This window comes from Paenibacillus sp. FSL H7-0326, from assembly GCF_001955535.1.
GTDB lineage: Bacteria > Bacillota > Bacilli > Paenibacillales > Paenibacillaceae > Paenibacillus > Paenibacillus shunpengii.
This window is the reverse complement of the sequence record NZ_MPVN01000001.1, coordinates 2,096,386-2,108,872: the sequence shown is the minus strand read 5'-3', so window position 1 is coordinate 2,108,872 and position 12,487 is coordinate 2,096,386. Positions and strand designations below refer to the sequence as shown.

Annotated in this window: 11 protein-coding genes; 5 read left to right on the top strand and 6 right to left on the bottom strand. The window is 46.2% G+C overall.

The window, feature by feature from the left end; translation table 11 throughout:
* Positions 1-62: 62 nt before the first annotated feature.
* Both BK126_RS29825 and BK126_RS10070 read right to left on the bottom strand, forming a co-directional pair.
* Entirely contained in the window at positions 63-239 is a 177-nt protein-coding gene (locus BK126_RS29825; RefSeq protein WP_076312390.1) for a DUF2197 domain-containing protein, read from the bottom strand.
* 106 nt (positions 240-345) lie between these two features.
* Positions 346-810 (bottom strand): hypothetical protein, encoded by a 465-nt coding sequence (locus tag BK126_RS10070; RefSeq protein WP_143042144.1) that lies wholly within the window; start codon positions 808-810, stop codon positions 346-348.
* Between the two features lie 267 nt (positions 811-1,077).
* On the opposite strand from BK126_RS10070, the gene BK126_RS10065 reads away from it, so the two are divergent.
* Complete coding sequence (locus tag BK126_RS10065) at positions 1,078-2,259, top strand: NupC/NupG family nucleoside CNT transporter (protein ID WP_076312388.1); 1,182 nt, start codon at positions 1,078-1,080, stop codon at positions 2,257-2,259.
* Positions 2,260-2,380: 121 nt separating this feature from the next.
* Here the strand turns inward: BK126_RS10065 and BK126_RS10060 are convergent, their stop codons facing one another.
* Both BK126_RS10060 and BK126_RS10055 read right to left on the bottom strand, forming a co-directional pair.
* Positions 2,381-5,491: an MMPL family transporter gene (locus BK126_RS10060; protein ID WP_076312387.1), complete on the bottom strand. Its 3,111-nt coding sequence runs from the start codon at positions 5,489-5,491 to the stop codon at positions 2,381-2,383.
* Between the two features lie 78 nt (positions 5,492-5,569).
* The gene (locus tag BK126_RS10055) at positions 5,570-6,184 is read right to left on the bottom strand and encodes a TetR/AcrR family transcriptional regulator (RefSeq protein WP_076312386.1); all 615 of its coding nucleotides are present in this window, start codon (positions 6,182-6,184) and stop codon (positions 5,570-5,572) included.
* Between the two features lie 307 nt (positions 6,185-6,491).
* Here BK126_RS10055 and BK126_RS10050 point away from each other — a divergent pair, with 307 nt between their 5' ends.
* Complete coding sequence (locus BK126_RS10050; protein WP_083655844.1) at positions 6,492-7,799, top strand: MATE family efflux transporter; 1,308 nt, start codon at positions 6,492-6,494, stop codon at positions 7,797-7,799.
* A 113-nt stretch (positions 7,800-7,912) separates the two neighbouring features.
* Here the strand turns inward: BK126_RS10050 and BK126_RS10045 are convergent, their stop codons facing one another.
* A complete protein-coding gene (locus tag BK126_RS10045; protein WP_076312384.1) occupies positions 7,913-9,727 on the bottom strand; it encodes a collagen-like triple helix repeat-containing protein in 1,815 nt (604 codons plus the stop codon).
* A gap of 151 nt (positions 9,728-9,878) precedes the next feature.
* Between BK126_RS10045 and BK126_RS10040 the strand changes: the two genes are divergently transcribed.
* The 3 genes from BK126_RS10040 (at position 9,879) to BK126_RS10030 (ending at position 11,603) form a co-directional block, all read left to right on the top strand.
* Positions 9,879-10,436: a hypothetical protein gene (locus BK126_RS10040; RefSeq protein WP_076312383.1), complete on the top strand. Its 558-nt coding sequence runs from the start codon at positions 9,879-9,881 to the stop codon at positions 10,434-10,436.
* A gap of 85 nt (positions 10,437-10,521) precedes the next feature.
* Positions 10,522-10,794 (top strand): protein kinase family protein, encoded by a 273-nt coding sequence (locus tag BK126_RS10035; protein WP_076312382.1) that lies wholly within the window; start codon positions 10,522-10,524, stop codon positions 10,792-10,794.
* A gap of 62 nt (positions 10,795-10,856) precedes the next feature.
* Positions 10,857-11,603: an SDR family NAD(P)-dependent oxidoreductase gene (locus BK126_RS10030; RefSeq protein WP_076312381.1), complete on the top strand. Its 747-nt coding sequence runs from the start codon at positions 10,857-10,859 to the stop codon at positions 11,601-11,603.
* A gap of 80 nt (positions 11,604-11,683) precedes the next feature.
* Here BK126_RS10030 and BK126_RS10025 read toward each other — a convergent pair whose 3' ends face one another.
* Positions 11,684-12,370, bottom strand: coding sequence for a lysoplasmalogenase (locus BK126_RS10025; RefSeq protein WP_083655793.1), 687 nt, complete (start codon positions 12,368-12,370; stop codon positions 11,684-11,686).
* Positions 12,371-12,487 lie beyond the last annotated feature (117 nt).

The window sequence follows — 12,487 nt, the reverse complement described above, 5'->3', positions numbered from 1 at the left end:
GAAAAAAAAGAGTCTGGGCTAACGATTAATTCGGTTGGCCAGACTCTTTTTTTTCCAAATTACTAACGATTCATTTCGCGCATAAAATTCATGATTGCTTCAATGCGTATTTTATCAGCACAATCTTCGCAACAAAAAAGCTTATCCTTTCTTTCCTTAGCTTGTTTATATTTTTGTGAACCTTCGTATACCCTGAATGTATTCTTACAATTATAGCAACGTACATCATAGTAAAACATTTGGTAACCTCCTTACATCACTTCTTAGTTGATATATCGAAGATTGTAACCAGTTCTCTCGTCATTCTTAAACATCTAAATGGGTTCTCCTTAATTCCATTGCATGCTACTTGAAATATTGTTCCAGAATCGCGGTATCAAATCCGTTAGAAATTTTAAATTCGCCTCCGTTATATTTATCCCTTGGTCTGCGTGAATTTTCGATGCGAATATATTGATCATTATAGAGGTGCATATCAAAATGGGCTCCGGTCTTCAGCTGGATCCGGACAGTATAGTATTCCCATGGGAGGCCGCCGTCACGGGATGATTCCAATTTCATCTTGGAGAAATGAGAGATGAGCCCCTGAATCTCTGATGGATCTATAATCTCAACACGTTCCCAATCCTCATAGTCCTCGGTTCGCTTGGTAATATCAATCATATAATATGTATCTGTTTCTTTGACGTAATCCAGTACCAGTTCATCGAACGAGGCATAATGCAGTGACAGAATTCGCCATAGTACAGCGGCTGTCAACAGGGCGGATAGGGTGAAGCCTGCGATCAGTTTGAACCGTTTACTCTTCATTTTCATCAGTATCCTTTCCTTTACTATGACTTGGGAGTAATAGTAACGCTTATTTTCCATTATATGAATAAACGTTGCAAAAAGGGGTAAAGTTTAAGAAATTGCTTTTATAAATAGAAGTTCGGAGTATATGCGCAAAACAGGACTGGCTTTCGCCAGAGGAAAAAGCTGACTTGCAATAGGTTACGCAACTGTGTAATGTAGACAAGGCGCGCAATTTTGCGTAAATGCGCATTAATCATAAGTAAAAGGGAGTTTATGTGTGTGATGTCAATTGTAATTGGAATTCTTGGGCTTGTACTGACCCTGGGACTTGGATTCCTGCTTAGTAACGATAAGAAGAATATCAACTTCAAAGCCATTGGAGTGCTGTTCGTTCTTCAAATATTGCTTGCCCTATTTATGTTCAAGACGAGCATTGGTGTGGGCATTGTCGAGACGGTATCGAATTTTGTAACGAAGGTGCTGTCCTACGGATATCAAGGAATTGAATTTGTCGTTGGGGGATGGGCTCCGCCAGAAGCAAGCGTGTTCTTTATCAACGTGCTGCTGCTCATTATCTTTACGGCAACGCTGTTGTCCATACTGACACATATTCGGGTGCTGCCGCTGGCAATCAAGTATATCGGAGGGGCCCTTGCGAAGATTACGGGACTGTCGAATGTACTTACCTTTAATGCAGTGAACTCGATCTTCTTCGGTCAATCCGAGTCACTGATTGCAATCAAGCATCATCTGCAGAAGATGAATGATAACAAACTGTTTGTTGTATGTGCCTCTGCCATGGGTTCGGTGTCCGCATCCATCATGGGATCATATATGACGATGATTCCGCCTCAATATGTCCTTGTAGCCATGATCTTGAACGCGATGTCTGCCCTGATCATAGCAACGATGGTCGCTCCTTCGAAGCCGAGTGAGGATGAGAAGATTGATGTACGGGAAGTCTCCCAGACCAAATCGATCTTCGAGGCCATTTCGGCGGGTGCACTGGATGGTGGTAGAGTTGCCCTCATTGTAGGTGCGATGCTGATTGCATACGTCGGTCTAATTGCTTTGCTGGACGGGGCACTCAGCGGAATATTCGGTATCTCATTTACACAGATTTTAGGCTACATCTTTAGTCCTGTTGCTTGGATTATGGGAATTCCGGCAAGTGAAATGGTAACGGCGGGCTCCATTATGGGAATGAAGCTGGCGACGAATGAATTTGTAGCCATGCTCGAGTTTCAGCCGCTGATCGAGCAGCTTAGTCCCAAGACGGTTGCGATCGTATCTACTTTCCTGGTGTCATTCGCGAATTTCAGCTCCATCGGAATTATTAGTGGATCGATTCAAGCGATCAGTGGTGAAAAAGCAGCCGTGGTTGCCAAATTTGGCCTCAAGGTACTGCTTGTTGCGACACTTGCATCCATTATTACAAGTATCATCGCCGGTCTGTTTGTGTAACAGGCAGATAGGATTGCAGCGCAAGGCTAGCATATAGACATAAACAACCCCGATTCTTATCCATGAAGAATCGGGGTTGTTTTTTGGTTACGATTATCCTACTGGTATGATTCAGCAATCCTTATGAATCAAACGTTTGATGGGATACTTGATCAGCAGCAGCTTTATTTTTCTTACCCCATTTCTGTGGCAGCACAATGAGTGCCGGTACAAGCATAGGCAGAAGAATGAAGCACAGCACGATCAGTCCGGCCATTACGGCCGTTGCCAGCTCAATCAGCAGAACAAGTCCGGATGGGATCAGTGTAGCGAACGTACCGCCGAGAATAATCATCGCCGAGATGATGACTCCGCCGATATTTTTCGCGGACTGAACAAGTGCTGCAGTCGGGTTAAGATCTCCATACTCCTTATAGCGCATCATGAAGAAGATGCTGTAATCGACGCCGACGGCGACGATGATGATGAAGGAGAAGAATGGAACGAAAGAGGATACCCCGTCAGCCCCCAAGATCTGATACGTTACAAAATTCGTTGCAGCCATGGCCGTGTAATAGGAAGCAATCAGCGCCAAAATAATGTAGATGGATGGCAGCAGTGATCTAATGACGAACAGCAGTACGATAAATACCCCGAGAATAACGAGAATGGCTGTACTGTTGAAGGACTCAAGCTGTGCCTTGTTCGTGTCATAAGTGAAGGAGCTTGGTCCGGCAGCCCCATAAGCAGCCCCGTCAAGCACCGTACCCTTAAGACTTGCAGCCAGTGTTTCGTTAATGTCCTCAATCGTGTCCATTGCTCCCATAGAATAAGGGTCTTCCTTGAGAATAACCATCATCTTCGTGACCTTGCGGTCATCGGACATGAAAGTATCGAGTGATGTCTTGAATTCTTCTGCTTCCAAGGCTTCCTTCGGAATGAAGAAGGTCTTCGCCGATTCGTATTGCGACAAGAAGTCACCTGTCTGATCAAGACCTTCGGAAATGTCGCTAAGACCATTGCCGCTCTGACCAAGGCCGTCCTTCAGGCTGCCCATACCGTTTGACAGCTGGGATAATCCGCTGGTGAGCTCTTGTTGTCCCGCATTGACCTGAGCAAGCGCATCATTCAGCTGATCCATGTTTGATGTAATGACAGATGAGCCGTCAGCACCTTCGGATAGACCGGAAGAGAGCTGCTTCGCTCCTTGCTCCAATTCATTCAGGCCAGCCAGAATTTGCTCTTGGCCGCTGTTCACTTGAGACAAGCCGCCTGCAGCGGTATCGAAGCCGCTGTTCAGCTTGCCGTAATTCTCATTCAATTCATTTAACCCGCCTGTAATCTGAGCAAGTCCGCCTTCGAGCGCAGCGCCTTGGGCTTTGAGCTGATTGTATGTCTCGTCTTGCTGCAGTTCCGTGTGACTGTCGCCAAGAGCCGAGACTAAAGTATTGATGCCTGCCATACCGGTTTGAATGCCTGGAAGCTGCTCCGAGAGTGCAGTATATCCGCTGCGAAGGGCTTCGTACTGGCTGTGAATCTCCGTCAGTCCACTCGACAGCTCACCAGTACTGGATACGATGGCACCGAGTCCATTCTTGATCTCCGCAATACCTGCGGCAAGACCGTCAGCACCAGCGGCGCCTTCATCAAGCCCGCTTCCAAGCTGTCCTACTGCATCAGTCAGCTGGCGGTAGCCGGACTCAATCTCGCTTGATCCGGATACAAGCTCATCGACCTGAGAGAAGTCAGGCGTAGACAAGCCTTCTTCCATCTGATTCAGACCATCCCTGATCTGGTCTACTCCGTCTTTGGAGGCTGAAATCCCTCCCGTAATGGTTTCGGCTTGACTCGAAACATAGAAGTCCTCGATCGGTTCAAATTGAGGCTGTGTCACGCTGGATACCTGTTCTACACCCGGTAGACTCTTCAAAGTATTCGTGACCTGATCCAGCGCAGCGAGCGCTTCGTTGTTATCCATCGGCTCATCCGATTCAATGACGACATTGGTTGGCAGCGCCTGACCTTTGCTGAAATTGTCAGCAACAAGGCTGAAGCCTTTGGTTGATGGATAGCCATTGCCAAGCTCTTTCAGCTGGTCAAACGACAAGGTCTGCTTGCTGAACATCAGCACAGGGATCATCACGAGAATGATGAGAACGGTCGTAAGGACCGGAAAACGTACGGAAATGGACGTCAGCTTGCCCCAGAACTTGCTGTCCTTATGACCTGTATCCTGCTTCGAAGGCCAGAACAGCTTTGGTCCTAGCGTCTTCATGAAGAACGGTGTTAATGTATAAATTTGAGCGATCAAAATCACGGTACCGATCGCTACGACATTGGCAGATTGGTAAATACCAAAGTTGGAGAAGCTGAGTGCCGCGAAGGCAATGAACACCGTAAGCGTACTGTAAAAAATCGTCTTGCCTGCTGTACGATACGTTGTCGATATCGCCTCATCGACGCCTGCCCCATGTGACAGTTCTTCTTTAAAACGATTAAACAAGAGAATGTTGTAGTCCGTTCCAATCCCAAAGAGGATAAGAACAAGCAGCATCTGCGTTACACTGGTCACCGGGAAATCGAGCTTGTCGATAATCTGCGCCGCGATTCCCATCGAGACGAGATAAGTAATCCCGACGGTCAGCAGAGAGATGAACGGAATCAGTGCAGACCGGAACATCACAATGAGGACGATGAGAATAAATGCGACGGTCAGGGCTGCACTTTTTTCTACCCCGATCATCGTTGCTTCCAGGTAGTCGTTCTGAATGAAATCTTCACCGCTTAAGTAGAAATCCGTATCCACGCCGGACAGCTCGGATTCAAGCTCCTGCTTGATGTCCTTCACCTCACGGTCGCCCTTATCAATGCTGAAGCTGACCATAAGTGTGGTTTCGTTCTCCGAGATGAGCGAGGACTTCGCTTCCGGTGTTCCAAACGGATCCAGGAGCTCGGTAATGCCAAGGCCAGACATGTTATCACGGATGTTGTTAATGCCGGTTTCAATGTCTGTAAGCTCGGTGTCTGATAATTTGTTTTCGTTATGAAAAACAATAATATTGCTCGTTCCCTTATCGCCGTCAATCTTTTTCAGCATTTCGCTGGCGACTTTGGAAGGACTGTCCTCTGTCAGCGGATCCTGTCCTCTCTCATGCAGAATGGCATTCACATCGGGCTGAAATACGGTCAATAGACCTGCCAGTGCCAGCCACACAACTAGAATGAGCACCCGCCATTTGACGATTCTTTGCATTCTCTCTGACTCCTTTTTTCTATAGATAGATTAGTAAACACATGTTCATTTTACGAGCAAAAAAAACCAATGATGACATCACCGGTTTAATTTTTTCGCGAATCCTTCCCCGAATACGTACAGTTGTTCATCTACCAGGTATTTGATGGTGCTGCCGTCCTCATAATCACGCAGAATGATGCATATGCCTTCGATCAGCGTCGTCGCAAACATCTGAATAGACAATGGATCCTTCGGGTCATGCAGGGCCGGAATGTCCTTTGCAATCAGCATGACCTTCTCCAGGATCTGTGCAACAATCTCGATCAAATCCTGCTTGGCCTGTTCATAGGCAGAACCCTGGCTTAGGGTCAGCAAGATTTTGATCTCAATGCTCGACTCCTTCAGCAGTTCGACGATCGTATCGTCTACGAGCTGAATACAGTTGAGTGTTTCAAACGCATCAATTGTATTTGTACCATCAATGGCTTTCTTAATATCCATCGTATACTTGATGAACTGGACGTAGGTCGGTTCAAGCACAGCATGAAAGAGGTCGTCTTTATTCTTAAAATACCGATATATATTACCAGTGGTAATACCTGCCGAGCTGGCGATTCGCCGCATCGAGGATTGAGCATAGCCATACTGCTCGAATTCAGAGAGGGCCGCGGCAAGAATGCGGTCTTTGATCTCTTCTTTTAATGTTTGCATTAATGAACACCTGTTTACTATTAAGATGATGGTATTAGTATAGAGGAGTGGAAACCGATTTACAAGAATCAATTTATATTTCCTTCATTCCATTAATTGATTCAATCAGAAAGATTAAATGAGAAAAAGGACCGTTATCACTATGCAAGAGCTGTGAAGGTGCTATAATAGTGTGGCAATTGATTCTAATACACTGAAAAAGAGATGATGAGCTTTGAATTCACCCGAACCCTATATACGACCCAAATCGACCTCAGCAGGCTTGCTGAATAAATATTTTACTGGTAACACGCTTGATTATAAGCAAATGATCGCGATTATTATTCCGATATTTGTGGATCAAGCTTTTATTATTTTGATGAGTCTGTTAAATACGGCCATGATCAGCTCCTCTGGAGTCGCTGCCGTCAGTGCGGTGAGCATGGTCGATTCCCTGAATATTTTCCTCATTAACGTATTTGTCGCCGTTGCGACGGGAGGAACCGTCATTGTTGCCCAGTACAAGGGCAGCGGCAATTCCCAGATGGCAGCCAAATCCGCATCACAGGCTATATCCGCTGTCGCTATTCTTTCCATATTCCTATGTGTGCTCGTGATCGCTTTTCATACGCCCATCTTAAATCTGTTATTTGGCGGAGCAGAAGCCGCTGTATTTGATAATGCGAGGCTGTACCTGATCGGAAGCTGCTTGTCCTATCCTTTCATAGCCATATTTCAGGCAGTTACCGGCGTGCTGCGAGGTGTGGCGGAGACAAGACCGTGTCTTATTCTATCGCTCATCATGAACCTGACCTTTCTCGGGCTGAACATTCTGTTCATCACCGTGCTGGATATGGGTGTAATGGGCCTCATTATATCCATGCTGACGGCAAGAGTGATCGGGGCAGCAGCCTCGCTGTATTATCTCGTGAAGATCAATCAGTCCTTGCTGTTCCGTATCAAGAACTTATTGAAGCTTAATTTTTCCATTCTTAAGAAAATTATGACCGTCGGCATTCCGTTCGCCGCAGAGCAGATGTTCTTCAATGGTGGGAAGCTGCTAACGCAGACCTTTATTGTTCAGCTCGGGACGTTCGCCATTACAGCGAATGCCATTGCCGGCTCGATATCACTTGTGTTCCAGATCGGCGGCAGCGCGCTGAGCATCGCGATCGTCACGATCGTCGGGCAATGTATCGGCAACAAGAATACTGAGGATGCCCGCAAATTTATTAGATCTTTGCTCTGGCTGTCGAGCATCTTCTTCGTTGTCATTGCAGCCATCTTGCTGCCGTTGTTCCCGTTTGTGGTGCAGCTGTTCTCGCCGCCTGAGGAGATTGTGCCGATTATATTCGGCCTGACGCTGCTGATTGCTATTGCGCAGCCATTTCTGTGGTCTACAAGCTTTATTCTACCTTCTGCGCTTCGTGCGGCAGGGGATTCCAATTTTACATCCATGACATCACTTCTATCCATGTGGCTGCTGCGCATCGCTCTTGGCTATGTGCTTGGCATTACGCTAGGCTACGGTATCATGGGCGTGTGGATCGCGATGGTGGTTGAATGGGGCGTACGGGGCCTTATCTTCTGGCTCAGGTTCCGGGGCGAGAAGTGGTACAGCCGGAAGCTGATTTAATATTTAGTAAGAAGAACCTGGATTAGGAACGTTCCTAATTCAGGTTCTTTTGAGTTTGAGTTAGTAATTTTTTGTATATGAAGGTTTCGATGATGACTGCTTATATTCTGTAATTAACTAAATCGGATTATATTAATACCCCTGACTTCAGCGGAAGCACTTGTTACGCTAGTGGCAGTAGCAAATGCTATATTTACCGTATAGACATTCGTTCCTGTAGCAGCTGCTGTATCTGCAAAGGTATTCGCGGATAAGAAACGTACAGTTCCTGCGGTATTGCCAGATCTCGTCAAATTAATCTCATTAATCAGCACACCATTATTCCGCAACCGGACAAAATAGGAGACATTCCAGTTCGCAGTAGTGACGATGGCTATCTGGGTACTGTTATCGATCTTTAAAACTTGACCAGCAGTTACAGGTACGTTCAGCGTTTGAATTGTAGTTTCTCCTGTTAGGGGGATTGGAATTGCAGCAGTTTGGTTACTGAAAAAGAAAGAAGAGATCGCAGGTTGAGAAGTACCGGTTGTGCCAGTAGTACCGGTAACGCCGGTGACTCCAGTAGCTCCAGTAGCTCCAGTTGTTCCAGTGATGCCAGTAGCTCCAGTTCCGGTGGCTCCAGTAGCTCCGGTTGTTCCAGTGGCACCTGTAGCTCCAGTGATGCCAGTAGTTCCGGTAGTTCCGGTAGCTCCGGTAACTCCAGTAACTCCGGTGGTTCCAGTAATTCCAGTGTCTCCGGTCGTTCCAGTGTCACCCGTAGCTCCAGTCTCACCGGTAACTCCAGTAGCTCCGGTGACTCCAGTATCGCCAGTAGCTCCAGTATCTCCGGTAGCACCAGTAACGCCAGTGGCACCAGTGACTCCAGTAGCTCCAATCTCACCTGTAGCTCCGGTGACGCCCGTATCTCCAGCGGCACCAGTGACTCCAGTAGCTCCGGTGACTCCAGTAGCTCCGGTGACGCCCGTATCTCCAGTGGCACCAGTGACTCCAGTAGCTCCAATCTCACCTGTAGCTCCGGTGATGCCAGTAGATCCGGTAACTCCGGTAGCGCCAGTATCTCCGGTAGCACCAGTATCGCCAGTAAAGCCAGTATCTCCAGTAACGCCAGTATCTCCAGTGGCACCAGTAATTCCAGTGGCACCAGTAGTTCCCGTTTCACCTGTAGCTCCAGTGTCGCCCGTAGCTCCAGTGTCGCCCGTAGCTCCAGTCTCACCGGTGACTCCAGTATCTCCGGTAATTCCAGTATCGCCAGTAGTTCCGGTAATTCCAGTAACACCAGTAACACCAGTGATTCCGGATGTTCCAGTGTCACCCGTAGCTCCGGTGATGCCAGTAGTTCCGGTGACACCTGTAGCTCCAGTGGCACCAGTAACTCTAATTTCACCTGTAGCTCCGGTGACTCCAGTATCGCCAGTAGTTCCGGTAATTCCAGTAACACCAGTAACACCAGTAACACCAGTAACTCCGGTAGTACCAGTGGAACCAGTCACCCCAGTAGCTCCGGTGACGCCCGTAACTCCAGTGGCACCAGTTGCCCCGGCAGCTCCAGTCACGCCATTGAATTCATTTGTATTTCTAAGTAATTCAGATGATACAAGCCGATGGGCAGCTACGATTTGACCGAAAGAATTTTTGCCCCACATAGAAACTTGTACCAACTTTTCATCAGGTCCATTAACTTGAAGAATAAACTCCAAACCGTCCAAATTAGCAAAATAATCTCTTGTTATCACTTGGTTTGGCTGAATACTGAATATATCATTGACATAAAGAGTCCGTGTAGCATTTAGGTAATATCCTTGAATTTCAATAATAGAGCTGCTTATGGTGCTTTGATTCTCAATTTGTACCGTGATCCGTTGTGTACTTCTTTCATTTGTGACTAGGGATATCCTATTCTCGATCGGTCCCGTTGCCCAGCAAATCATGATTATAGTTCACACCTTTTATATTGTTCTTCCTAATGTATACATCCGCCTCATGTTTTGTTAAAAATTTAGAAAAGCACGATTTCTAATGATAATTCATTTTGTATTGATTTAATGGGGAATCCGTATAACGAGTATTGGGGGCTAACATATGAAAATCACTCTACAGCATATCCAAGAAATCTTGTCTGAATATCGAATTAGCGCACGGATCGTAGATACACATCATTATATCGAGCAATACAGAGATCATCCGACTTTTCGTGCCAAGTTTATCCTCCGTGTTGATTTTCTAGATCACAAATCCGTCGTCATGAAGTTAGTACAGCAGGAGGAGCATCCAAGGTTAATAATAGAACAGCAAAGTATTTTTTCAGAGCTTATGAGAAGGAATGGCATTTTAACACCCAAGAGGTACATAGCTGGAGAGCACTACTGTATTTCTTATGTAATTAATGATCTATCGCTGGATGTTACGGTCGAGGAATATCTAGGGGAAGAAATTAAAACGATAGATATAGAGATCGCAGGTAAAGCGGGGCAATTAATGGGAAGGATGCATGCTATTTCGGAAAAAGAAGGTGCTCATATTAGGGTGGACTCTATTTTTAATGTTGTCGGATATAACGAAGTGAGTGGATACGAGCGGTTCAGAGAGTTAGGTGAGGCAGGACAACTGAATCTTATGAAATATCGGAGAAATCATTGAGATCGGTATTTTTGACTACAATATTGCGGGTGACGAAACACTTGTTGGGGACCTGATCGTAGAAGGTCTTCTCGTCGCAAATGAAATGGATCTGGCAGAAGGACTAAGCGATTATGACCGTCCACGGTTATTTCATGCCTTCTTAAATGGATATACAGAGACAAGACAGCTTCGTATCCAAGAGCAAGAATTGGCAAATGATATTTATGCAGTCGCGGCTTCCATGTGGTTTACAACAATCAGGTATGAGGAGGAAGCACTGGACTTGTTGGTTGAAAGATCAGATACCAAAAAGATCGAGCGGGTGCTGGATGAGATGCTGGAGATCTTATCAAATATTGAATGCATCTACATATAGATGTAGAATAAAATATGGTTACTGAATTTTAGATAGTTACATCCAGAGGAGGAGACATCAACATGAGCAAAGTTGCAGTTATTACAGGCGGCGGCAGTGGATTGGGCCGTGCGGCGGCACTAAAGCTGGCAGAGCAGGGAGTCAACATTAGTGTCATTGATATTTCTGAAGCAGCGGGTAACGAAACCGTGAAGCTAGTGGAGGAAAAAGGTGTAAAAGCCATCTTCGTCAAAGCAGATGTCAGTAAAGCCGAAGATGTGAAGAATTACGTAGACAAGACAGTCGAAGCCTTTGGCACCATTGACATGTTCTTCAATAACGCTGGTATTTCCGGGCCAGGCACACGCTTTGCGGAAAATACAATTGAACAAATTAACCAGGTGGTGGGCATTAACCTGCTCGGCGCGCTCTACGGTGTAAAATATGTGCTGGAAGTCATGCTGAAAAATGGCGGCGGTTCTATTGTGAATACGTCCTCGACTGCCGGTGTGGTTGGACAAGAAACCGTGGGTACATATTCTGCAACGAAGCATGGTATTGTGGGAATCACCAAGACTATTGCGGCAGAATATGCACGCGAAGGGATCCAGATTAATGCAATCGCTCCGGGTACAACGGAAACACCAATGGTGAAGTCGTATCGTGAGAATCATCCGGAAGTATTTGAGAACGTCGTGGCCGGAATTCCGCAGCGCAGAATTGGACAACCGGAGGAAATTGCTGAACTGGTTGCATTCCTGCTGAATGGACAAGCCAAATATATTAACGGGGTCGTTGTTCCCATCGATGGCGGCTTTACAGCTCAATAATATTGAAGTTATCCTAAGAAAAATACACCTCTTCATGGAAGTCATGGAGAGGTGTATTTTTTATGCATCAGGTGTCTCGATTAATATTTGATGTTCACCTTGAGAAGCGAGCTTCTTCTATGTGCAGCAGCACCGATGCTGCATGCAATTAGAAACTGGGCAGCGTAGTACGTTGTCATAATAAGGACACCCGCGTAAGGTATAGCTTCGACAAACCTGTTCCATGCCAGGATCGAATCCGAAATGACAAAGAGCAGGCTTCCGATACTGGCCCACACATTCCCTGTCATAACTGCAGACCAGAGCATAAGTGAAATGACGGTGACATACGCAATAACGGGAATGACCAGTCCTTTCAAATCGGCTGACATTGCAATATGTTGTGCAAGCTTGCCGCCCATAATCCAGGCGTAGATGCCGATGGGGATGATGCTCAACAGCCGAATCCAAGAGAAGCGCCATTGATTCAGAAATGCAGTCAGATAGAATAGATGACCGATCAGAAAAGCAAGCAGGCCGTATACGAACCATATCGGCAGCAGGCCGTCACCCAGCATACAGAAGAACAAGCCGGCCAGCAGCAGAGCGTGCGCCGAACGCCGGCCAGTTCGCATGCGCAGGAAGGCGTACAATATAATAAGTGCCATCGGAATCAGCTTGAAGAGCAATTTAATTTCAAATGGCTCTTCCGGAATAAAGAAGATATATAGTATGCTCGTGATTAGAACAAGTAGAGGCAGCAAGAGATTCCTCCCGAAGTACATCATGTCAGGACACTCCTTATGTAAGGGTTTTTATGAGTGAATTCTGTATTCATCATATAGCAGATGGCGAGGAAAGTCATGGAAAAAGAATGGAGCAAAAAGCACGGATTATAATACCTG

Excerpts from the sequence above, each read along its gene's own strand:
- BK126_RS29825 (WP_076312390.1), bottom strand. The coding sequence starts at position 239 with ATGTTTTACTATGATGTACGTTGCTATAATTGTAAGAATACATTCAGG.
- BK126_RS10070 (WP_143042144.1), bottom strand. The coding sequence starts at position 810 with ATGAAGAGTAAACGGTTCAAACTGATCGCAGGCTTCACCCTATCCGCC.
- BK126_RS10065 (WP_076312388.1), top strand. The coding sequence starts at position 1,078 with ATGTCAATTGTAATTGGAATTCTTGGGCTTGTACTGACCCTGGGACTT.
- BK126_RS10060 (WP_076312387.1), bottom strand. The coding sequence starts at position 5,491 with ATGCAAAGAATCGTCAAATGGCGGGTGCTCATTCTAGTTGTGTGGCTG.
- BK126_RS10055 (WP_076312386.1), bottom strand. The coding sequence starts at position 6,184 with ATGCAAACATTAAAAGAAGAGATCAAAGACCGCATTCTTGCCGCGGCC.
- BK126_RS10050 (WP_083655844.1), top strand. The coding sequence starts at position 6,492 with ATGATCGCGATTATTATTCCGATATTTGTGGATCAAGCTTTTATTATT.
- BK126_RS10045 (WP_076312384.1), bottom strand. The coding sequence starts at position 9,727 with ATGATTTGCTGGGCAACGGGACCGATCGAGAATAGGATATCCCTAGTC.
- BK126_RS10040 (WP_076312383.1), top strand. The coding sequence starts at position 9,879 with ATGAAAATCACTCTACAGCATATCCAAGAAATCTTGTCTGAATATCGA.
- BK126_RS10035 (WP_076312382.1), top strand. The coding sequence starts at position 10,522 with ATGGATCTGGCAGAAGGACTAAGCGATTATGACCGTCCACGGTTATTT.
- BK126_RS10030 (WP_076312381.1), top strand. The coding sequence starts at position 10,857 with ATGAGCAAAGTTGCAGTTATTACAGGCGGCGGCAGTGGATTGGGCCGT.
- BK126_RS10025 (WP_083655793.1), bottom strand. The coding sequence starts at position 12,370 with ATGATGTACTTCGGGAGGAATCTCTTGCTGCCTCTACTTGTTCTAATC.